This is a genomic window from Wolbachia endosymbiont of Chrysomya megacephala (assembly GCF_008245065.1).
In the GTDB taxonomy this organism is placed as follows: Bacteria; Pseudomonadota; Alphaproteobacteria; order Rickettsiales; family Anaplasmataceae; genus Wolbachia.
Map to the genome: position 1 here is coordinate 552,710 of NZ_CP021120.1, position 23,448 is coordinate 576,157.

The following is a 23,448-nucleotide window of genomic DNA, read 5'->3' on the forward strand; positions in this document are numbered from 1 at the left end:
TTAACTGTGATAAAACGTATAATTATTTTTGGTGGAACGGGATTTATAGGAAAACACATCGTAAGACGCTTGGCAGCGGCGGGGTATTTAATAAGAATATTTACTCGTGATCAGGAAAAAGCTGCTTGTCTGAAGTTATGTGGAAATTTAGGACAAATATCAATAATTGAAGGAGATTTTTTTAATGAAAGATCAATTTTAGAAAGTATGGAGGGGTGTGATGTTGTTATAAATTTAGTAGGAATATTATATGAAAAAAGAAAATACGATTTCTATGACGTTCATGTTAGAGTAGCTGAAAGAGTAGCAAAAGCTGCGCAAATAAAAAGTGTATACATGATGATACATTTTTCTGCCATGGGAATAGAAAATAGTAAGCTGTCAAGATACGCCCACAGTAAATTAGAAGGTGAAAAAGCTGTAACTTCAGCATTTCAGGGAGCAATAATAATTAAGCCAAGTCTTGTATTCGGTAAAGAAGATAGTTTCTTCAATAAATTTGCAAGATTAGCAACAATTCTTCCTTTTTTGCCGTTAATCGGTAGTGGAATAACGAAGTTTCAGCCGATATGTGTAACAAACTTAGCTGAAGTGGTATACCGTATTATCAGCTTTAATAAGCAAGATAAAAAAATTTATAATATAGGTGGACCAAAAGTTTACTCTTTTAAAAGCTTATTAAAGTTTATTCTGAATGTGACTAACAGAAAGTGTCTACTGATCAATGTACCTTTTCCAATGGCAAGATTGATAGCCTTTTTCTTAGAAAGTAAAGTTGTTTCTGTACTGTTAAAACCTATAACCGGAGATGCAAGCCCTATACTTACTCGAGATCAGGTGAAAGTTATGATGAGTAGTTCAATCGAAAAGTCAGATGATCTCGGAACAATGAAAATTAGACCACTAGCAATTGAAAATGTGGTACCAGAATACTTGAAAATTTATAGAAAGCATTGATAGAAGAATGTGCCCGGTAGGATTCGAACCTACGACCCACAGCTTAGAAGGCTGTTGCTCTATCCAACTGAGCTACGGGCACACATCATATATAAAATGCTTCTTAGTACACGTGAAGTCAAGTATTTCTTGTGAATATAATGTTTGTGATAATATCTCAAAACTTTGTCAGTACAGCATGTAACGATAAAACTGAGAAAAAAGAAGCGTGGGTAATAGGAAGTCTAATAGCGCAGTAACACAGAACCCCAGGTCAGGCCTGCACCTATTGAAATCAGCAGTACCAGATTTCCTGATTTTATTTTTGATTCTTGTATTGCATAGTCTAAGGCCAGTGGAATTGATGCTGCTGAGGTGTTTGCATGCTTATCAACTGTATTAATCACTTTCTCTATAGGAAAATCTAATTTCTTTACTACTGCTTCAATAATACGAATGTTTGCTTGATGGGGAATTAACCAGTCAATATCAATGATTTTCAAATTATTGCATTTCAGAGTTTCCTCTACTGAGGCTGTTAACTTATCCACTGCATGTTTAAACACTTCTCTTCCATTCATAAGTATCTTTCCAGAATCACGAGTAGAGGATACCCCTCCGTTCGTACATAGTATGTCCACATTGCCATCAGAGTGTAAGTTTGTTGATATGATGCCGCTGCTACCCATTTCTGATTTTATTATCACTGCACCAGCACTATCACCAAAGAGTACACAAGTTGACCTATCTTCCCAGTCAACAATCCTAGACATTATTTCAGCACCAATAACGAGCGCATATTTTATTCTATTGTGAGATTTTATGAGCGAATCAGCAACTGTAACTGCATATATAAAACCAGAGCATGCTGCTTGTACATCAAAAGAAAATGCATTTTTACATTTTAACTTACTTTGTACAATCGTTGCACAGCTAGGCAAAGTTTTGTCAGGTGTTGTTGTTGCAACTATGATCAAACCAATTTCATCTATTGAAATTTTCGCTTTTTCTATAGCATTTTTTGCTGCATTAACAGCTAAATCTGACGTTAGTTCTCCTTCATCTGCTATATGTCTTTGAACTATTCCTGTTCTTTGCCGTATCCATTCATCGTTTGTTTCAACTATCAATGCAATTTCGTTATTACTCAAAATTTTTTTTGGTAGGTAAGAACCAGTGCTCAATATGAAACTTTTACTCAATATGACTTACCCCGTTAATTATCTTCTGGTTCAAATTTTCACTGATTGCATTTACTGCAAATTTTATAGCGTGAGCAAAAGAAATAGCATCAGAATTTCCGTGGCTCTTTATAATGATACCATTTAGCCCTAAAAACATAGCTCCACTTCTAATTTTAGGATTAAAACGCTCTAATGCTTTATTTAGCTTGGGTTTTAACAATATGCCGACAAGCATTTTTGTCATCCATGAATTAAATACTTCCTGTTTTATTAGACTGATAAAAGTACCAGCAGTTGCCTCAGCTGTCTTGAGCATTACATTACCAACAAAACCATCAGCAACAATTACGTCTATATTACCATCTAAAAATTCACTTGCCTCTATATATCCTTTGAAGTTAATACTTGGAGCATTTTTGAGTAACTCAAAAGCTCCTCTTACTGAGTCAGTACCTTTCACTTCCTCTGTACCAATGTTTAGCAAAGCGACTTCAGGATTTTCAACTTTTAATGCTATTTTTGCAAATATACTCCCCATTAATGCAAATTGAAATAATGAGTCAGTATTACAGTCAACATTTGCACCAAGATCAAGCAATGCAAAGCTTTTTGTCTTAGTTGGACAGACAGATGCAATAGCAGGACGATAGATATTGGGTAATGTTCCTAAAATAAATCTGGAGATAGCCATCAATGCTCCAGTGTTGCCTGAAGACACCATCCCAAAAGCTTTACCTTTTTTCACTGCTTCAACAGCTGCCTTCATACTTGAATCTTTGCGATGTCTAAGTGCAAAAGAGGGTTTATCATTTGGAAGAACATTATCAGAGCAATGGGTAAATTCGGAGTTATCGCTTACTTTTTTGTATTTTGAAAGCAAAGGAGATATTTCTTTCTGATCTCCATAAATATGAAAAAAAACTTCAACACCTGGGTCAACAAGATTATCCAAGAAAAAACTAGCACCTTGAATTACGGAAAGAGGTGCAAAATCCCCTCCCATAGCATCAAGTGCGATAACTATGTTGTTGTTGACCGTGGGTAACATATCATGAGTTACTCCGCCTTTTGTTTAATGAAAACACGTTTTCCTTTGTAACTATTGTCAACTGCTATGTTGTGAGGCAACATGAATTCTCCAGTTGTTGCACATACTACAATATTCTTAGGCTTAATAGCATGATGAGAACGATGCATATTACGCCTTGACTTTGACTTTTTTCTCTTCGGAACTGCCAAAACTTACTCCAATTCAATTATATAACACAATTTATTAGTAGCATGTTTTTTACAAGGAGTAAATAGCAAAATAAATAAGGTTTTCTTATACAATTCAGTCTTATAAACTTAAACTCAAGCATTTTGATCAAAGTATATTGAACTTAAGACATATCTTGACTATACTCTGGCGAAGTTAATAAAAATTTTAATAAAATCAGTAAAACTAATTTTAGCTAAGATAAATGTAAAGTGAGTTCCTTTAATATAGACAGCGTTAGAATAATCGGTAGATGCTTTATGAACTTTCTGTTGAGGATTGGTAACGCATTTGTATTTTTTATTCAATCTCTATACCACTGCTTTATTCCTCCATATTATTTTAGCAATGTGGCAAGACAAATTATAGAGATAGGCTTTTTCTCTTTGCCAATTGTTGGGCTCACTGGAGTTTTTATAGGAGCAGTGATAGTTTTACAGAGTAGCTTAAGTGGTATATTGATTAATCAAGAACAAGTAGTACCTAAACTTGTTACGATCACTATCATTAAAGAGTTAGGGCCAGTTTTGATCAGCTTAATAATGGTAGGAAAGGTTGGGTCCTCAATTGCAGCAGAAATTGGCACGATGCGCATCACTGAACAAATAGATGCACTTACAACTTTGGACATCAATCCTTTCAAATATTTAATTGTACCAAGAATTCTAGCGTCAGTTATAGTATTTCCAATACTTACAGTATGTGCAGATCTAATAGGAATATTTGGAGGGTATGTCACCGCAGTCTTTGAATTTAACCACAATTTAAATATATACATAAAATATACAGCTCAATTCTTTAATATGTACGATTTTATTGTTGGGCTAATGAAAGCGACTGCTTTTGGAGCCATAATTTCTGTTTCAAGTTGTTATTACGGTTACCATTGTAGGGAAGGTGCACGAGGAGTAGGTATTGCAACAACATCAACTGTTGTTATATCCTCTATATTGATAATTTTAGCAAATTACTTAATTACTTTAATACATGCATAGCCCCATAATATCAATATTGAATATAAGCTTATCCTTTGATGATAGAACGATATTAAACAACATAACTTTCAATATATCGAAAGGAGAATCATTAGTCATACTTGGCGGCTCAGGAAGTGGTAAATCTGTATTAACAAAAATAATTATTGGATTACTGACACCAGACTCAGGGTCTATTAAAATAAATAGTAAAAGCAAAAATAAATTTGGAGTCTTATTTCAAAATTCCGCTTTGTTTGACTACGTTACAGTGTGGGAAAATATATCTTTTAATTATAAAAAACGCTTTAATATCAGCATAAAGGAGGCAAAACGCCTAGCAATTGAGAAGTTAAATGATGTTGGGCTGGAAGAAAACATAGCAGAAATGTTTCCAGTAGAACTATCAGGTGGAATGAAGAAAAGAGTGGCACTTGCAAGAGCAATTGCACACAACCCAGAAATTATTGTATTGGATGAGCCAACTTCAGGATTAGACCCAATCATGTCAGATGTAGTAAACGAGATAATAATAAAATTATCTCAAGATCTTCGTCCTACAATTATCACGATTACACATGATATTCATAGTGCATTTAAAATAGCTGACAAAATAGCAGTATTATATGAAGGGGAGATCATTTCTCACGGAACTGTTCAGGAAATACAAAATACTAACAACGAATATATAAAAAAGTTCATTTATTGTATATAGCTACAGGTTTACAAACGATATTATGGATGCTGTAACTAGCCTAACTTGAGATATCGATAACCTTCGGTCTGTTACTAGTGTAGTGCTACGGTGGTATAGTGTGTTAGCTATAAAACAGCGCATTAAATATAGATAAAGTAACTTGTATCAATTTTGATTATCATGCCAATTCCAACTGAAGAAATTTATTGAATTTATTACTTCACGCTAAAATAATATACTTTACTATTCAACAGCAATTACAACTGATGATTTTATTTCATTCCACTACCTGCTGACTTACTTTCTGCTTAGCATATCCATCAAATCAGATTCTTTGAGTTTACTATGGTCAATTTTACTGAACTTATTCACCATAGAGCTCATTTGATTATACTGCTTAATTAGAAGATTAACGTCAGTTACACTTGTTCCGGACCCCTTAGAAATTCTAAGTCTTCTTTTGCCATTTAAAATATCTGGATTTTGCCTTTCTTTTTCGGTCATTGAGTTTATGATGGCTATATATTTTTTCACTTTATTGTCATCGGGCACACTGCTACTTAGCTTTTTTGTGAATGAACTAGGAATGAATTTCATTATGTTGCTAATGCCATCCATTTTACTCAGAGTCTTTAACATTCCCACTAGGTCGTTTAGGTCGAATTTACCCTTTTTTACTTTCTTTTGTAACTTATCAATTTCTTCCTGACCAACAATCTCAGCAGCTTTTTCAACCAATGATACAACATCACCCATGCTAAGTATCCTTTTTGCAATTCTATCGGGATAAAAATCATCGAGATCACTTAATTTTTCACCACAAGCAATAAATTTAATTGGACAATCGGTGATCATTTTCATAGAAAGAGCAGCACCACCACGTGCATCACCATCAACACGGGTGAGAATAATGCCGGTTACACCTATTATCTCATTGAATGATTTGGCAATATTGACCGAATCCTGGCCTATCATTGCGTCGGCTACTAAAATAACTTCTGCAGGTGAAGCTATTTCCTTTACGGCTTTCAACTCATTCATCATATTATTATCAATATGAAGCCTGCCTGCGGTGTCTAGTATTAATACATCATAATTTTCGTTCTTTGCTGCTGCCAGTGCCCTTTTTGTAATTGTAACGGGCTTCTCGTCTATTACTACAGGTAAAGTTTGCACATCTATTTGTTTACCTAGCACTTCAAGTTGTTTTTGGGCAGCCGGTCTATAAATGTCTAAAGAAGCGAGCATCACTTTTTTCTTTTGTTTTTTTAACTTTAAAGCAAGCTTCCCTGAGGTGGTTGTTTTACCCGCACCTTGTAGGCCCACCATCATAATCACAGCAGGGGGTTTAGCTGCTAGGTTTAAGTCGCTTTTCTCTGATCCGAGAACTGCAACTAAATTATCCTGCACAATTTTGATTATCATTTGCGATGGAGAAACGCTTTTTATGACTTTTTCCCCAATCACTTTATCTTTAATGTCATTGATGAATTTTTTCGCAACTTCAAGTGAAACGTCAGCTTCAATTAAAGCTATACGTATTTCACGCATGGCAAGGTTAAAATCATCTTCAGAAATGATTGACTTTCCTCTCAGTTTACTAAATACAGAATTTAAACTTTCGGTTAACGATTTAAACATAATAGCGCTAGTAGAATACTCATTAAAAAGAGAGAAGAAGCTGAAACAAAACTCACTGAGCTATAACTCAGCACTTCTTTAAGTTTAGTAATATTATTAAAGTATAAACTAGCAAGTGAATTAGTCAAGTTTTGCAGTACGGTGGCAGACATTTCTCTCACTTTAAAGACCAGTTGATTGAACAGCAAGACAGTATAAGGTATGAAAGCTCTAAAAATCCAATCAACATCCATTTTAAAATTTATTCTTGGCAAAAATAACTTGCGTAAAGGAATAAACAATAAAGTGGTACATAGTAATAAATAAAACTGAGACCAAATGTTTTGTGTATTGTACACCAGATCAAAAATTGAAGGTTTATTGTAAATAGGTAAGTAAGGGTTGCCAGCGATTACGCATATAAATGCTAAAATAATCATAGTCATTTTGCCTCCCTTATCTGCTAAAGGTTTCGACTTACTTTTTGCAATAAATATGTAGTAAAGAAACTTGAGCCCCACGCTTAAATAAAGCAGTAAATTTAGAGTCTTGTATAAGTTTTTATACACTTCTAAATTAGCACTACTTGCTTCAATCTCGGCTGTAATGTATGATTTACTAATAAATCCAGCGGTTCCAGGAAATGCAGCCATTGTAAGTATTGCAATTATAGCACACATGCCTTCCACTGACATCAGTTTACCTACTCCATTAAAACTAATTGTTCTTGTTCGTGAAATAATCGAATTACTGACCACAAACAATAATGATTGATAAACAAGAGAGAAGATTATATGCAGTATCAAAATTGGTATTGCTTTTTCCGAAGGACTGAGCAAACTTCCTGCAATAATCAGCAAGCCCATTTGTCCTACAACGTTATAGCATAAAAATCTGCGAATATTTTGCTCAAGAGAAGCAAATATAATACTGTAAATTGCAGTGATGGCGCCTACAAGCGCTAATATTTCAGTACAATCTTGCCATAGGTTATAAGTGTGTAAAAGCATCACTAAAAAAGAGACTTTAGTGGTAAATAAAGAGAGATATGTGGTGCCATGTAGCGATGCAGCAGGATATGCATCAACAACCCAAAATGAAAAAGGAAAACAAGCGCAGTTTATCAACAAACCCCAAATTATCAGGTTAGTGCTTTGAAGTGCCAATCCTGCTATTAATATAACTCCAACGAAAAAGTGTACACAAGCGTACCTTATTGCAGGTCCACTATCTCTACAGCCAGCTGCGATAGTAAAAAATGCACTGACGGTCATTAATTCACAGAATATTATAACCAATATCATCTGCTTGGATAAAATTGCACAGAGTGAACAGGTAGTGTAAGCAGCAAAAGATAGCATCTCTGAAAAAGTCAAATTTTGTGTTGGTAGAACAGCTAAAAATGCAACTGATAAAAAAGATATTAGTACGATACGAAAAGATAAATCAAAATTTAGAACTGGATGAGAGCAATTCAGTGTAGTACCTAAATTTTCAGGTAATATTAGGACTATCACTATTAATGTAGTCAACAGAAATAGCAATAAAAATTTATAAAGTTGCACAATGATGTAAAACAGTATGGTTTATGCTACCTCAACATACAAATAAAATCAATTTGCATATTAACCACTAGTTAAGCTAATTACCATATAATTATATCAGGGTTTAGAAGGTTATAGAGAAACCGGTCAGATTAGGTTTTTAATCTAATCTGACCGATAGCTTTAATAGTGAGGTAAGCTTTAATATAGCACTCCTAATTCACAGTGCTACACTCGTGCATAATTTATTTTTAATTTGTGCACGAGCGTTAGTAAATTATTTACTTTTTGAAATAAAATTTGGCATCACTTTAATATCCAGACTTAGTAAACCTCAGTAGGGCTGCCAGTTGGACCCATAAGAATTACTTGTTCACCTTCTTTAAAACATTTACATAAATTAGTGGAACCGCCAGTTTCAAGCACAATAGTGGAAATAATTCCTTTTTTTTTGTCTACTTCAGTGCCGGTTACAGCTATACCTTCCATAGCAAGGGTTGTATTATTGACTTTTCTGCTATTGATTGCAAAATTTTGCAACCTAAAGAATTGTCCGGGTTTAAAATTTTTTGCCGCAAGTGGTGCTTTGATCACTATTTCCACAACTTTGTCAGTTAAATATTGAATTTTTATAATCTTTGCGGTGAATTGCTCTTTGATTCTATTAAAAAATTTTTCGTTAGCCAGGTGTTCTGATATTATTCCAGCGCGTGACGCTTTAGTGTACAAATGCTGCAATTTGTAGGTAATTCGCATAGTAGGTGGTGTTATGCAAGTAGCTGACACTGGAATCCAGTTCTGACTATACAACCATCTGATGTACTCATTTAAAATTAAGTTTTCTGGATCCCAGTGTCTGGGCACTGGAATGACATCTTTTTTGGTGAAAGTTACTCTTACATTACAACATTCATACAAGTGTGCATATGACTCCGAGATTCTAGCTGGAGTGGGAGAAATGAAGCTAACTCTATTCAAAAGCTGAGAAATGATAGGGTAGCCGTTCTTAGCACTTGCCATAGCTTTCACGACGCTGCCGCTATACGAAGGGTGAAGATCACCAAAAAAGCTAATTGTTTTATTGTCTTGCTTATATACCAATATCCTGTCTTTATCCTGCATCTTAGGAGAAAATACTGGATCTATTTCTTTTCCTAATGAGTTTAAATGAATAAAATATCCATTACTTAGTTGAAAATGCTTTTTATCTTCTGTTGCAATAGCCGTGTTTGGTTCAGTGCCTGCTGCTATGAGAATAGAGCGTGCTTTGATACATTTAATTTCGTGGGATTTTGTATCAATCAGTTTTATCAACTCAGTATGATTATATTTGTCTGTAACAATTTCAATAGGCTCTAAGTTTTCAATGAAGTAGATTCCTTCTGACAATGCATTTTGCACCTCTTCGCTATTTAATCGATAGCTCGGTGAATCTTTTAGCTCTTTTCTGTATATAATTTTCACTCCCCCGAAGCTCTTAGTTAGTTCCAATATTTTTGCTTCTCTATTCTCTTTTTTTGCTAACTCTTGCTCTGCTTGGATCAATTTTGCGTGCGATATAAGCTCATTTGCAATTTCATATTCTTCTTCCGTCCAATCTTTTTCAACATATTTCTTTCCATACTTATCAACTAATATCTCATAACGAAGAAGAAATTTTTCTACTTGAATTGGATAATATGCTAAAGCTTCAGTGGCAGTATCAATTGCAGTGAGTCCTGCACCTATGACAACTATCGGCATGCGAACTTGCAGATTTGCTATGGAGTCGAACTTAAGAGCACCGGTAAGTTGTAATGACATCAGAAAATCAGATGCCATGCGCACTCCGCGAGCCAGCATATTCTTTATTTTGATCATTCGTGGCTTGCCAGAGCCAAGTGCTAGTGCGATGTGATCAAAACCCAAGTTGAAGGCATCATCAACATTAATCGTGCCATCAAAACGAATGCCTCCATAAAGTGCGAAATTCTCACGCCTTTCCAGTAGTAATCTAATAATCTTTAAGTAATTTTTATCCCATCGGGAAGTAATGCCATATTCTGCCACCCCACCAAACCCATCTGCCATGCGTTCACTCAATTTTTCGTGTTTGAAATCTTTAATTAGCTGAAAATTATCGATCAAAGGTTCAATCTTTAGTCCATCAATGGCGATAACGTTATGCCCATCGTTTAATAAATGATGAGCTAAATTAAAACCCGCAGGACCAAGTCCTACAACTAGAACGTTTTTTCCAGTATTTTCTTTTGGCAATGGACGCTGAAAATTTAAAGGATTCCAACGGCTAAGCAGAGAATATATTTCAAATCCGTACGGCAAATTGAGTACGTCGTCCAAAATCCTTGTTTCAACCACTGGCACATTTACAGGCTCTTGTTTCTGATATATGCATGAGTTTATGCAATCATTGCATATTCTATTCCCAGTAGCTGCACATAATGGGTTATCTATCATCACAATTGCAAGACTTGCTATGCTATATCCTTCGCTTTTTACCAAATTCATTTCTGATATTTTCTGCTCTAGTGGGCAGCCGTGCAGCTCAACTCTAAGTGGAGACTTTTTGAAAGTGTTGTCATCATTGATTAGCCCCTTTGAGCAGCTGTCCTTACTTTGCTTATGACAAAATATGCAGTAGTGAGCATTATCTAGTGCTTTATTCAAACTCACCTTTTTGCTTGTTAGATCAAAACCATATCTTCTTTTCACCTCATTTGAATACAGAACCTCAACCTCGTCTACTTCTTTTTTCAAGAATGATACGAGATTTTCGTAATCAATTTTCTTATGTATGCTAAATAGTATACTCTGTTTATTTTTTACTCTCCAAACTGCATATTGAGCCGCAAGTTCTATTTCTTCTTTGTGATCCTCTTTATTTTCAAGCCAACTCATTACCTGCTCAGAAAAGTTTTTTTCTGTTGTCGGTAAAGTAATGAAACTATTTAATTTGTTAGTGACATAATCAATATTTGCTACATCAGTGTATTTCTTCAATGCATAACGCTGAACAAATAATCTTTTGCATCTGTATATTACAGCAAAGTCATTGTGTTTTTCCTTTAACTCTTCTACTTCTTTTTCAATATTGAAAAATTTTGCAATAAATTCATCAAGTAAATGTGAGAGATCCATTATTAACTGGCTATTACAACCATCTTTCATCCAAGCTGGAATCCATCCTTCTTGTTTTCTGGATTCCAGTGTCAAGCACTGGGATGAACACTGGGATGACATCGAAGAAGAAGCTGCTTTTTCTCTTGCTTCAACTAATGAATAAAACAAGCTTTCATCGCACGATTTTATGTAATCCAAAAACGCCTTATCTAACTTTATTAATTCATTACGAGTGTATAAGTTTGAAAATGAGACTTTGAAATTCAGTTGCATCTTTATACTATACAGTGTACATACTGTTTCTTATAGATGAAGATTTTATTTATCTTGCAGTTTTGCTAAGATTGTTGCTCCTGCAACCTCTTCTTTTCCAACAGATGCAACACACTTAAATTTGTATACACCTAAACGCAAACCTTCAAAGTTAGATTGAAGAATTAAGGTATCTCCTGGAGTGACTGGCTTTCTGAATTTTGCGTTTTCAATGGACATAAAGTATACAACTTTATTTTCTACTGTTTTTTTACCGAGAACACATATAGCAGATGCTTGAGCTAAAGACTCAATTATCAAAACTCCTGGCATTATCGGATGGCCAGGAAAATGACCAATAAAAAATTGCTCGTTGAAAGTCACGTTTTTAATTGCTTTTATACTCATACCAGGATCGCATTCTATGACCCTATCTACTAAGAGAAAAGGATAAGAATGTGGTAGTATTTTTATAATATCATTGATATTACATTGCATAAGTCTATTCAATGTTTTGCAAAGCAAATTCGGGTATTTCCTTGTTTACATTTTTTAATACTACATCCGATAAATCTACTTCATCCATAGAGTATAAAACTTGATTCTTTTTTGAAATAAATAGTACCAAATCTATGTTGTTTTTTTCTGCTGTTCTTTTAGCAACTTCTTTTATCTTGTTAAAGACACTTTCTACTGCTTCTCTATAATTTTCTTCTAAATGTGACATTTTCTTAGCGTAATTATCCCTAACACTTACAGTATGCTTACTAAATTGTTCTGTCTTTTCTTTTTTTGCTTCTTCTGACAAAAGGTCAAATTCTTCTTTCGATGGCTTAAATTTTTCTAACTCATTTTCAAATTCCTTCTGTAATCTAGAATTCTGCTCCTTTATTTGTTGTTGTATATTTTGCAGAGCCAGAGATTCATTGATAACCTTATCACTATCAATAATGGCAGCCTTTGTATTAAGCGTGCTCTGAGGTTGATACCCTACAAACTTATACCCCACAAATAAGGAAATAATTAAGGCAATAACTGATGTAAATAACTGTATATATTTCATTTAAATCCCCGCTTCAATAGAAATTTTAACGTTTGTCGATGGTATTATGTCATAAGCTTCCTTTACTAAAGGAAACCCAAAATCTAATCTAATTCTACCAAAAGGAGAAGGCATTGAAAAGCCAAAACCTGGTGATACTCTTATAAGCTTACTATCGTAATATTTCCCACTATATCCCTTCTTTTCATCTAAACCAAAAAGTGTTGCATAGTCAACAAATAGTGAGCCTTTGATACCAGCATAGTCGTATAATTTAGATAGTGGAAAATCTACTTGCTGTGTTAAATTAAAATAAGTTTTGCCTCCCAATGAGCTTTGATTTTTGTCTTCTGCTCTTGGTCCAATGCCGGAAAGGTCAAATCCTCTAATCTCATTGCCACCTTTAAAGAAGTGCTGGCCAATGTTTAGATCTTCATCGGTATAAGAAAAAATATGACCTGCTGCTACTTTAAAGCGCAGTGTTATATCATCATCAATTTTGCTTAATATAGGATGTGTATAAAAAGATAAGAATTCAGATTTTAGGAAATTTACATTTCCTCCCAATCCTGAAATATCCTGATTTAAGCGCAATAAATATCCCTCTTTAGGAGTATAGAGGTTATCCAGTTTATTGTACGCTAACGTGTATCCCACTGATGAAACCTGATACTCACCTTCTTGATCTCTTATTATCTCAGAGATATCCTCATCTTTTCCACCCTTATTGTCCATGTGTATGTGATTATACTTATAAGAATATTGAAAGGAATTGGTTAGATTTTCTGAGATTTTATATGATACTTTTGCTATTCCTCCCCAGTTGCAGGTATCGAAAGTAGTGTTTGGTTTGTCTTGTTTTTCATAAAAAACACCCATGCCTAGTGAAGTATCAGAGTCGTTAAAATTATTTTCAACAGCGTCTATACTAGTAGAAAGAACATATTGACTTTTTTCAAGAGCAAAAGATACTTCTTTACCACTACCAAATAAATTACGATCTGTGAAATCGGTTTTAACAAATACTCCACCAGGAAGAGACATACCACCTGTTAAAGATAACGAGGCAGTTCTTTTTTCTTTAACATTTAAATCAAGATTCACTGCATTGTCATCCACTATATAACTATTTATTTTTACTGTTTCAAAAAAATCGCTATATATAAGTTTTCTACGTGATTTTTGAATCTCAGATGTGTTATATGCGTCGCCTTCTGCCATGCTAAGTTTTCTTCTAATTACTTTATCTAAAGTGCGGTCATTGCCATCAATAGTAATTTGGTTTATATAAATCTTTTTACCTGGTAGCACTTTGTAAGTTACATCTACAATATTGTTATGTTGTGTATATTCTGGATTAACTTTTGCAAATATATATCCTTTTTCGTTTAAATGTTTACTTATTTTTTCTGCTGTATTGTTAATTTTAACTCTATTAAATATTTGATTATTTTCCTCTTTGATAAATTCTAATATTTCTTCCCTTAAACTTAAATCCTTAATCTCAGTTTCAATATCAACTTCATTATTTCCAAATAAGTATTGCTGCTTTTCATCAATCAAAAAAGTTAACTCTATTTGGTTATTATTATCAACCTCAACAATTGGTTGGATATTATTTTGAATATATCCCTTAGATGAATAGAAGCGATCAAGCAGTTCTGTGTTAATCAGTAGATATTGAGGTGAATAATGAGTTCCGCTTTTAAAAATGGCTCTAAATAACTTACTAAATATATCATTGCTATGCCTTTTGATAACTTGCTCTAACTCATTTGCTGAAAAGTTTTTATTACCTATAAATCGTAAACCCTTAATTTTAGAAGTTCTTCCTTCTTTTATCTTAAAAATTAGGTTTATCCTATTGCTACCAAGCTTATCTAGCTCATATGCAATTTTAACACCAATTTTACCACTGTTCCTATAAAGAGTAGCTAGATTTATTAAATCGTTTTGTAATTTTGTTTCAGTGAAAATAGTTAGTGATTTTGACTGGATAACGTTATTTAGCAACTCTTTACTGTTAAATAACTTATTGCCTTTCAATATTACTTTGTTAATCAATGGATTCTCATGAATTTTTACTACTAAGTTTTTTTTATCATCGATATAGGCGTTAATACTAGCAAATAACTTTGTTTTATATAAATCTTTTATAACTGAATCTACATCATCATCATTTATATGATTACCTGGTTCTAATTTTGTATAAAACCTTATTGTTTGATCACTTACTCGCTCATTGCCAATATACTTAATATTTTTTATCTGTACTTTTTCCTTATTTTCTAGAGCAACAAGTAGAGTGGGAAAAGAAATAAATATTATTATTAGTATGTGAAATAACTTTTTCATATGTATCTTAAAAAAGATGCCTAATATCATTTGTGATTGCAACTGCCATCAACAAAAACAGTATGGTAGCACCAAAAGTGGCTGCATATTTTTGATATTTCAAACTCAAATCTCTACGTATAACTGCTTCTATAATATAATGAAATAAATGCCCACCATCTAGTAGTGGTATTGGCAGCAAGTTAATTGCAGCTAAATTCGCTGAAATAATTGCCATAAAATATAGAACCATAATAAGTCCCTTTTTAGCTGATTGCCCTGAATATTTTGCAATTTTTATTGGCCCACCTATTTCATTTATACTCCTTTTACCAACAACAATTTGAAAGAGTGCTTTGATTGTTAAACACATAGTGTGGTAGGTTTCATTCACTGATAGGCTAGCAGCTCCAAGAAAAGATGACTGTTTTAACCCTATCATATTAATTGAGGTAATTCCTATAGTTTTTCTTTCTATTATGTTACCAAAGACATCTCTATCCTCAACTGTAAACGGAGTTAGAATAGTTCTGTACTCTTCGTTATTTCTGCTATACTTAATTTCTATTCTTGTTTCAGGGTTGGACATTATCACGCGTGAAATATCTTCAAAGTATTTTATTTTGTACTCATTGATCTGTGTAATAGTGTCACCTGGTAATAGGCCAGCTTGCTTTGCTGCACTTTCTTCAATTACATTACCAATTACTGGTGGAGTACGATAATAACCTGCCACGCTGAAAAATATTGTGAAGGCTATAACGGTAAATATCATGTTTGCAAAAGGCCCTGCAAAAACTATTGCTGCTTTTTGATATCGAGGTTTTGTATGGAATGAGTATAATTTTTCTTCTTCAGTTAATTTTTGTTGATCAACAGGAACGCTTGCTGCATTAGTATCCCCTAACATTTTAACGTAACCACCCAATGGAAAGGCACTTAATTTCCATCTAGTTCCAGACTTGTCGTTAAAACCAAAAATTTCAGGACCAAAGCCTATAGAAAAAGATTCAACTTTAACCTTGCATGCTTTAGCGACAATATAATGCCCACATTCATGCACGAATACCATGATAGAAATTATTAAAGAAAACGATAAAAAATAATATATTCCAGCGCTAAGTTGATGAGAAATTAATTCCACCTATGTTTTAAATCTTAATCAAACGTTGAGTATATTAAAATGCGCCTTGCTTGACAAGTATTTAGTTTAGTCTTTAAATTAAAAAAAAGTTTAATGACAATGATAGATATCTCCTTATTAAGAAGAAAACTGATGTATAGGAGTTGGCATAGGGGTTGTAAAGAAACTGATATACTTTTAGGGCATTTTGCATTGAAATATCTTGATAAATTTTCCTTAAGTGAACTAATTGAATACGAAAAAATAGTTGATCTTGATGATTGCGAATTATATTGTTACATAACTCGTAAGAGACTTCTCCCCCCTGATTTGAGTAGTGAGGTAGTCGATTTGATTGCTTCCTTTAATCACTTATGCACCCAATAATCTTGTTTACCCTATCTAATACTTCAGCATATTCTACTCTTTTTTCCTCCTTATACTTTTTGCATTCTTGATTTATTTCGTCTAATCGCTTTGTTAATTCTAAAATTTTGTCTTCGAGAGTCAATGCTGCAAGTAAGAAATTTAATGCATCTGAGCCCTTACCTCCAGTTCTTTGAGATATGGAGCTAACTAGCTTGTTGAAGCTATTAGCAAGTTGTAATAAATGGTCCTTCTTTTTACTTTCGCAAGATATTTTATATGTGTTATTATGTATAACTATTTCTACTACTTGCATATGATGCTATATTGTACAACTTTCAAATTTACAATATAGATTTTCATTCATTTATCAAGAGGGATAACTTTTTACTGCTACGAAAATAAGTTTTAAAGTATTGATGTTTTGCAACCTTCTGTGACGTCAAATTACTTGCTTCTTTCAAGTTATAGCTTCTAATTGAAAAAGAACCAAACCCCCTGATTTCAACTCTATTATGATATTTTAACGTGTTTGAAAACACTCGAAAAAAACTATCAACTATGGCTGCTATAATAACCTTATCTAACAAAAGGTTTTTTTTTGCCACTTTTGCTATTATATCAGATTTCGTTGCCATTTATATGAAGCACAAGAAGTTATTTGGCAGATAATATTATATTATATTTTTCAACACCTACTACTTCAACTTGTATTTTTTCTGATATAGAAAACTTTTTATTTTCTGGTAAATGCTCTTGATCTACTAAAAGGGTTACATTGTTCTCAATTTCAACGATTAGACCATTTTCCTCTCTCTTACTTACAGTAACCTGAATTTTATCCCCTACTTTAACTTTCTCTATCAGTTCTTCAAGAGGATCATACTCTATTTGTTTTACTCCAAGATAAATTCTTGTCCGATCTACGTTAGCCCTTATCACTTTTGCTTCTATTTCATCACCTACATTATACTTTTTTATCTCATCTGAATTGTTTTTCGACCAACTTAGATTTTGCATATAAATTGTTCCTTCTACGTCCTCAGATATCTCAGAATTATCAAAAGTCACAGATATTTGTGAACCATTGTTGCTTTTAACTTTACCAGAAACAATAGAACCAAGAGGATATTTATCAATAAATACTTGCCAAGGATTCTCTACGCACCTTTTTGTGCTTAAACTCATCTTATTTTTAATAATGTCAATACCGAGAATTTTTACATCCACTTCTTGTCCTATTGTTACAAAACTACTAATTGGTAAATTACTCTTGCTCCAAGTTATTTCTGATGAGTGTACCAAACCCGCAATCCCAGGTTTAATCTCAACAATGAATCCACAATCTTTTATACCCGTTACACATCCTTTGTGTACGCTGTTAATTGGACATTTTGACTCTAGATCTTGCCAAGGATTGTCTCCTAATTGTTTTACACCCAGGGAGATTTTTCCATTTTCTCTATCTATTTTTATAATTTTAGTTTTTATATGCTGACCATAAGAAAAAATTGCAGATGGATGACTTACATTACTCCAAGAGATATCTGTAATATGTAGCAGCCCATCTATAACTCCCACTGTATCTGATTCATGAATGCCAACAAATGCACCGTAGTGAGTGATGCTTTTTATTTTGCCTTCTACTACATCACCTTCATTTAAAGATTCTAAAAACTTAATTTTTTCACCAGCATGCAATTTCTCTAATACCAGCTTTCTTGATACTACAATATTCCCCTGCTTCTTATCCATTTTAAGCACGATGAATTTTTGTTCAGTTTCAATAAGGTGATTAGCATCTTTTATTTGCTTCAAATCCACATGACTCAGCGGTAAAAACGCACTTATTCCATCACCAAGATCAACAATAAAACCGCATTTAATTGAGCGTTTAATGATTCCTGTTACTTCATCTTTTGTAACTGCGCTTTCTTCCAATTTATTCCATTTTTCGTCTCTGATTGCTTTCTCACGACTAAGAACAACATTACCATGGTAATCTTCAATTCTTTCAACATAAACTCTAATTTTCGAGCCAACAGTGATATCATCATTACAACTGAGCTCCTTAATCAGAATTCTTCCGTCTGACTTTAAACCAACATCAACCACAATATCATTAGAATTTCTTCTTGTGATTATACCTTCTACCACATCTCCTTCTTTGATTTTGTTAGCAAAAGAATCTTCACAAAAGTCATTGTCTTGATTATCAAATTGATCTTGAAATATCTCTTCTATGAACCTATTTGATGATAGCCTCTTGATAGCAACTGTACTTTCCATACCTTTTAATTTTAACTTCATTAGAACTCATATATTATATAATATTAATAATTAGTGACAAGTAAATTCTCATTAATTCATTTCGAGAATTGTTTAAGCTATAAAAGATTAAGTTATGTAAGATATGTTATCTAGGAATAATAATTGGATTAGGTCATTTTCCAGAAGATCTAGGTTGAAGTTGAATGTTTTGGAGAAGTATTCTATTAAAAACAGCAAGGAATCTATAAAAAAGATCGTAGACTTACAAAAAAGAATACGAGTAGAAATAGGTTTCGGTAATGGTGAAAATATGCTCCATCAGGCATTCAATGAATCTGATCTATTATTTATAGGATGTGAGCCTTATTTAAAGGGGGTCTCTTCCTTGCTAAAAAGCATAGAAGCACACAGCATAAAAAATATTTTAATATGGACAGAAGATGCAAGAGAATTAATTGCCAATTTTCCTGACAACAGTGTTGAAAAATTCTTTATTCTCTTTCCAGATCCATGGCCAAAAAGAAGTCACAACAAAAGACGGTTAATTAATACGGAATTTTTAAATTTATTAGCAAAAAAAATACTTGTCACAGGTGAAATATTTATTGCAACTGATCATCAGGATTATGCAGAGTGGATAGAGTTACATATAAAGCAGTGTAATTTTTTAACCTATAAGGAAGATAGTTTTGCAAATTATACCCCAACAAAATACCACAGAAAAGCGCTAGAATATCAGCGTAAAATAAAGTTTTTTAAAGTAAATGTTATATCTAAACTGACTTAGATTTACCTCTGCTTGTTAGTACAGATGTGTACATGACACTCTATAGTGCAAGTAGCCTACCATATACTGGGAATAACAGTTTACTGAATTCTTTAATCTCACAAATAGAAAGATCAATAAACTTGATAAACATCAACATTATCAGCCAGCATTGCTTTTGCAACTTCAATTCTACCTTTTTTATGATCGGTTTGGATAATTTTATAACCTATAGCATTTTGTCTAGCAACCAATCTGGTGCTTCTCTACCTTTTTCCCACTTAGCAAATCTCATCTTTTCTTTTAGGTAATATTCTCTATATGCTTCTATTGGGTTATTACATTTATATCGATCAGGTAACGCTTGTGTAAAAGCTTGTATATCAGCTGATCGAAATATTAGCAAATCCTTGTTATTATCGCACCAATCTATAACTTCTTCGGATTTATGCGTTCTTTTGTATCGCAAGCTATATTCTATACACAATTCTTTTCCATGTTTTATTAACCAATCAAAGTTTCCTTTTGATTGTCTAGCCCATAAAGAACAAGGATGGTTTTTGTGAGTAAGTTTATATGGAACTTCTATATTCTGGTTTGTAATGCTGACTAAAGGATTTGGCTCTTTTAATGCTATTGAAAAAACACTGCTAAGCAATTGAGCAGTTTCTAGCGGCATTTTTACTATGTGCTTATCGCATAACATTTGTGCTGCAGTTACAGGATTTTCGTCTAATATAAAGATATTCATCTAAGCACCCAGAGATAGAATTTTTGCGTAGTATTTATTTCAATAAACCCTAAAATATCATTCAGAAAATGGATAAAACTCAGTTAAAAAAATTATACACAATTCCGAGGAACCTTTTCAAGCTACAATGAACGTATCGCTACCACTCTAGCAATATTATTTCTCACCCACTGAAGATATTGCACGGTACTGTCTACTTGATCGTCGTGACGGATTTCTGGAAACATTAAAATCTCATACTCAAAGTCGCTAAGCCATACTGCTTGGTTAGGGAGAAAAACCCGCTCAGATTCTATAATTGGGACAATTCGGTGAAATCGAGTTAATTTGTCATCATGTGGTACTATTTGAATAATAGGTAAATCACTGTTTTTCCTGAGCTCCTGAACCAATTGCTGACCGCTTGCTTTTGCTTCGATTAAAATTGCGTGTGGCTTCCACCTTGCAGCCAGCGACAGAACTTTCTCTTTAAGTTTTGGATATTCAAGTTTTGCGCGATATACATCGAGTAAATAGAATGTATTATCTACTTTTGTCCAGGTAGTGCAGACACTAAAGTCACTTGTATTGTTTGTTGAAATTGCAGTATCCCAACTTTGTGTTACATGCAAGAGGCTATCAGGAAAATTTTTATAGCGCTTCAACCACTCTCGTTTAATTATAGCACTTGAAAGTGGTAGAGGGTTTTGTTGGTATTGAGCAGCAAAACCATAACTCCCAAGTTCAGCTTTTATCATCTCAATTTCTTCTTTTCCTTCAGTTAGGGAATACAACAATTGACCTTCTTTTCTTGAGTATATTTCCTGTTCATGCTCTGGAATATGATTATTAACTGAATAAATAATCTCCTTATCTTCAGCTATTATTGGTAAACAGACATGATGCCATATGTTTCTTGGTTTACAGAGGAGGTGACCAGTTAAATCTTCTAAATGGAGTCTGTGCATCACAAGAACGATAACTCCTTTTTTTCTGTCGTTGAGCCTGGTTACTAAAGCCTGATCAAACCAGTTTGCAGCACGCTTTCTAAATGTTTCGCTCAAAGCTTGTGCGGGACTTAGTGGATCATCCACGATAATGAAATCTCCACCTTCACCGGTTAATGTTCCCCCAACTGATGTTGCAATCCTACATCCTCTTTGCACTGTTTGAAATTTATATTTAGTGTTTTGATCTTTGCATAATTCTACTTTCGGAAATAGCTCTCTATACCAATCAGATTGCATTATGCACCTGGTATCGAGTGAGTGCTTTTCGCTGAGGAGCCGAGAATAACTTGCAACTATTATTCTTGCAGTTGGCTGATTTCCGAGTATCCATGCGGGCCATGCAACACTTACACAAATAGACTTCATTGAACGCGGAGGCATATTGAATATTATTCTTTTCACTTCACCTGAACTTGCCGCTTCAAGCCTATCCGCTATGACTTTTATATATTGATAATCATTATACTCACACCCCGGTACTACCGTTTGAAAGCATAATTCAATGAATTTTAAAAAGTTTATATTGTTCATAAAATTGAGATTTTGTTGATTTTTTAAGATTTTTTTGTATAATTATAGTGAGAGTTAAAATATGAAAGAAACAAGAGAGCAAACTGAGAGAGAATTTATAAAAACTCAAAACGGGATAAAAATAGAGACAATTACGCTTCTTGGTAAAAATCAAAACAATAATCGAGGTGAAAAACATCTGATATACTTTATTGGTGGAAATAGAGCGTTAAGCCCTGGTAAAGATTATTCCCAAAATTGGAATTGGGCCACAGAGCAATGTACATCTTTTTAATTATCCTGGACTTGGTTTAAGTAAAAACAGTTCATTGATACGTAGCAATAGAGTTAAATCTGGTATAGCAGTTGTAACTAACTTATTGGAAAAAGGTATAAAGCCAGATGATATCATATTGTTTGGAGACTGCCTAGGTGGACATGTGGCTGCAGAGGTTCATAAAAATTTTAAGGGTAAGGATATACATTTAAGATGTATCGTTAGCAATGCCGCTAGTTCACTTAAACAAGCGTCTCTTTATTACTTTGGTTTTATGGCAAAGTTAAAAATTTTTCTTGCTCCGATAATCAGATTGGTACTGAAGATTTTTGGCTGCCACTGGAAGACATATAAAATCGTAAATTCAATTACTCCTTATACAATGTACTTTAATCGAGAGGGAGATAAAACGATAAAACAGCCAGCGCAACTTGCAACAGAAATAGAAAAAATAGATCAAAGCGGTAGAAGAAAAGATTACCAAAAAAAAGAAGTATTTGAAGGATTTGAGGAATATGAAGAATTTTTCAAGCAGCATACAACATTAAGAAAGAATGATAAATGTATTGATTCTAAAAAAGCTGATAAAGATATACATAAATTGCCAATTACGTGTTTAAAGTCTTCCAACAAAACTGATTACACTTTTCCTGAGTTGATTAGTTTATATATTCACATTACAGATGAATATTTTTCTAAATATGGCTCATTAAATAATGAAGAGAAGATTAAAGCATTTAAAGAAAGTAAATTTTATAAAGATTTTTCAAGCTGCAAAAATTCAAAGGGCTTTTTGCATAATCACATGAAGAAGCAAGAGATGTCATTTCAGCATGTGATAATAGAATCTGGGGAAAAAAGACCTTTCTTGACAAGTCAAAGAAGGTAGTTGCTCTTAACTTGACGCGTATGCTTTCTTCAATATTTTAGCCATCTGTATCTGTTCAGATGCATGCAAATATTGAAACCAGTGTTTCTTTTCTTGTCATCCGAGTACTGGGATCCAGAAGAATTAATTGTGAACAAATAGCTATACGATATTTTCAATGAAGTTACAAAAAAGCTGGATTCCACACTGGAATGACACCGTCATAAACTGCTAGGCATTCATAATGTCATTCCAGTCCTCATAGTGTTTATCCCGGCCTTCATAATTTCATCCCAGTGTCCTCTTTCTCTTGTCATCCCAGTACTTGATACTGGGATCCAGATGCATGGCTAATGCTGAAACCAATACTCCCTTTTCTTGTCATACGAGTACTGGGACCCAGAAGACTCAGGTAATAAGAACTAGATTCCAGCGCCACGCGCTGGAATGACACCGTCATAAACTGCTAGGTCTTCATAATATCATACCAGTACTGGTATCCAACTAAATTGGTGAACACTTTACAGCATTTTTGATAGAAAGAACTAGATGCCAGTGTCAAGCAC

At 33.6% G+C, this 23,448-nt stretch carries 20 protein-coding genes, 1 tRNA gene and 1 pseudogene; 6 read left to right on the forward strand and 16 right to left on the reverse strand.

Annotated features, from left to right (window positions below; translation table 11 throughout):
* The first annotated feature begins 6 nt into the window (after positions 1-6).
* Positions 7-957, forward strand: a complete 951-nt coding sequence (locus CAI20_RS02660; protein ID WP_012481928.1) for a complex I NDUFA9 subunit family protein — start codon at positions 7-9, stop codon at positions 955-957.
* An 8-nt stretch (positions 958-965) separates the two neighbouring features.
* On the opposite strand, the gene CAI20_RS02665 is transcribed toward CAI20_RS02660, so the two are convergent.
* From CAI20_RS02665 to rpmF, 4 genes are all read right to left on the reverse strand, one after another.
* A tRNA-Arg gene (locus tag CAI20_RS02665) sits at positions 966-1,039 on the reverse strand.
* 142 nt (positions 1,040-1,181) lie between these two features.
* Positions 1,182-2,138, reverse strand: coding sequence for a beta-ketoacyl-ACP synthase III (locus CAI20_RS02670; RefSeq protein WP_012481973.1), 957 nt, complete (start codon positions 2,136-2,138; stop codon positions 1,182-1,184).
* The gene (gene plsX / locus CAI20_RS02675) at positions 2,131-3,168 is read right to left on the reverse strand and encodes a phosphate acyltransferase PlsX (protein ID WP_006014431.1); all 1,038 of its coding nucleotides are present in this window, start codon (positions 3,166-3,168) and stop codon (positions 2,131-2,133) included. Before plsX ends, CAI20_RS02670 begins: the two co-directional genes overlap by 8 nt.
* An 8-nt stretch (positions 3,169-3,176) precedes the next feature.
* On the reverse strand, positions 3,177-3,359 hold the full coding sequence (gene rpmF, locus CAI20_RS02680; protein WP_006014434.1) for a 50S ribosomal protein L32: 183 nt from the start codon (positions 3,357-3,359) through the stop codon (positions 3,177-3,179).
* Between the two features lie 231 nt (positions 3,360-3,590).
* Here rpmF and CAI20_RS02685 point away from each other — a divergent pair, with 231 nt between their 5' ends.
* Both CAI20_RS02685 and CAI20_RS02690 read left to right on the forward strand, forming a co-directional pair.
* Entirely contained in the window at positions 3,591-4,373 is a 783-nt protein-coding gene (locus tag CAI20_RS02685) for an MlaE family ABC transporter permease (protein WP_012481974.1), read from the forward strand.
* Positions 4,366-5,067 (forward strand): ABC transporter ATP-binding protein, encoded by a 702-nt coding sequence (locus tag CAI20_RS02690; protein WP_012481975.1) that lies wholly within the window; start codon positions 4,366-4,368, stop codon positions 5,065-5,067. Before CAI20_RS02685 ends, CAI20_RS02690 begins: the two co-directional genes overlap by 8 nt.
* 279 nt (positions 5,068-5,346) lie before the next feature.
* Here CAI20_RS02690 and ffh read toward each other — a convergent pair whose 3' ends face one another.
* The 7 genes from ffh to rseP all read right to left on the reverse strand — a co-directional run bounded on the left by ffh (position 5,347) and on the right by rseP (position 16,105).
* Positions 5,347-6,690 carry a signal recognition particle protein gene (gene ffh / locus CAI20_RS02695; RefSeq protein WP_007302411.1) on the reverse strand — a complete coding sequence of 448 codons (1,344 nt, stop codon included), beginning with the start codon at positions 6,688-6,690 and terminating at the stop codon, positions 5,347-5,349.
* Positions 6,675-8,234 (reverse strand): proton-conducting transporter transmembrane domain-containing protein, encoded by a 1,560-nt coding sequence (locus tag CAI20_RS02700; protein ID WP_149168769.1) that lies wholly within the window; start codon positions 8,232-8,234, stop codon positions 6,675-6,677. Before CAI20_RS02700 ends, ffh begins: the two co-directional genes overlap by 16 nt.
* 303 nt (positions 8,235-8,537) lie before the next feature.
* Positions 8,538-11,606 (reverse strand): WPE palindromic element domain-containing protein, encoded by a 3,069-nt coding sequence (locus CAI20_RS02705; protein WP_149168770.1) that lies wholly within the window; start codon positions 11,604-11,606, stop codon positions 8,538-8,540.
* A gap of 45 nt (positions 11,607-11,651) precedes the next feature.
* Entirely contained in the window at positions 11,652-12,083 is a 432-nt protein-coding gene (fabZ, locus tag CAI20_RS02710) for a 3-hydroxyacyl-ACP dehydratase FabZ (protein WP_006014455.1), read from the reverse strand.
* A gap of 4 nt (positions 12,084-12,087) precedes the next feature.
* Positions 12,088-12,648, reverse strand: coding sequence for an OmpH family outer membrane protein (locus CAI20_RS02715; protein WP_007302414.1), 561 nt, complete (start codon positions 12,646-12,648; stop codon positions 12,088-12,090).
* Complete coding sequence (gene bamA / locus CAI20_RS02720) at positions 12,649-14,982, reverse strand: outer membrane protein assembly factor BamA (RefSeq protein WP_007302415.1); 2,334 nt, start codon at positions 14,980-14,982, stop codon at positions 12,649-12,651.
* A gap of 7 nt (positions 14,983-14,989) precedes the next feature.
* The gene (gene rseP, locus CAI20_RS02725) at positions 14,990-16,105 is read right to left on the reverse strand and encodes an RIP metalloprotease RseP (protein WP_149168771.1); all 1,116 of its coding nucleotides are present in this window, start codon (positions 16,103-16,105) and stop codon (positions 14,990-14,992) included.
* 99 nt (positions 16,106-16,204) lie between these two features.
* On the opposite strand from rseP, the gene CAI20_RS02730 reads away from it, so the two are divergent.
* The gene (locus CAI20_RS02730) at positions 16,205-16,471 is read left to right on the forward strand and encodes a succinate dehydrogenase assembly factor 2 (protein ID WP_019236875.1); all 267 of its coding nucleotides are present in this window, start codon (positions 16,205-16,207) and stop codon (positions 16,469-16,471) included.
* Here CAI20_RS02730 and CAI20_RS02735 read toward each other — a convergent pair.
* From CAI20_RS02735 to CAI20_RS02745, 3 genes are read right to left on the reverse strand one after another with little or no spacing between them, the layout of a single operon-like run.
* On the reverse strand, positions 16,449-16,766 hold the full coding sequence (locus CAI20_RS02735) for a cell division protein ZapA (RefSeq protein WP_007302417.1): 318 nt from the start codon (positions 16,764-16,766) through the stop codon (positions 16,449-16,451). The genes CAI20_RS02730 and CAI20_RS02735 overlap by 23 nt on opposite strands.
* 43 nt (positions 16,767-16,809) lie before the next feature.
* Positions 16,810-17,088, reverse strand: coding sequence for an HU family DNA-binding protein (locus CAI20_RS02740; RefSeq protein ID WP_007302418.1), 279 nt, complete (start codon positions 17,086-17,088; stop codon positions 16,810-16,812).
* 19 nt (positions 17,089-17,107) lie between these two features.
* The gene (locus tag CAI20_RS02745) at positions 17,108-18,760 is read right to left on the reverse strand and encodes a 30S ribosomal protein S1 (RefSeq protein ID WP_007302419.1); all 1,653 of its coding nucleotides are present in this window, start codon (positions 18,758-18,760) and stop codon (positions 17,108-17,110) included.
* A gap of 103 nt (positions 18,761-18,863) precedes the next feature.
* Here CAI20_RS02745 and trmB point away from each other — a divergent pair, with 103 nt between their 5' ends.
* Entirely contained in the window at positions 18,864-19,508 is a 645-nt protein-coding gene (gene trmB, locus CAI20_RS02750; RefSeq protein WP_007302420.1) for a tRNA (guanosine(46)-N7)-methyltransferase TrmB, read from the forward strand.
* A gap of 208 nt (positions 19,509-19,716) precedes the next feature.
* Here the strand turns inward: trmB and CAI20_RS02755 are convergent, their stop codons facing one another.
* Both CAI20_RS02755 and terL read right to left on the reverse strand, forming a co-directional pair.
* Positions 19,717-20,238: a pyrimidine dimer DNA glycosylase/endonuclease V gene (locus CAI20_RS02755; RefSeq protein ID WP_007302421.1), complete on the reverse strand. Its 522-nt coding sequence runs from the start codon at positions 20,236-20,238 to the stop codon at positions 19,717-19,719.
* Positions 20,239-20,360: 122 nt separating this feature from the next.
* Positions 20,361-21,758, reverse strand: coding sequence for a phage terminase large subunit (gene terL / locus CAI20_RS02760; protein WP_012481978.1), 1,398 nt, complete (start codon positions 21,756-21,758; stop codon positions 20,361-20,363).
* Between the two features lie 61 nt (positions 21,759-21,819).
* Between terL and CAI20_RS02770 the strand changes: the two are divergent.
* Positions 21,820-22,903 (forward strand): annotated as a pseudogene (locus CAI20_RS02770) (alpha/beta hydrolase).
* Positions 22,904-23,448: the final 545 nt, after the last annotated feature.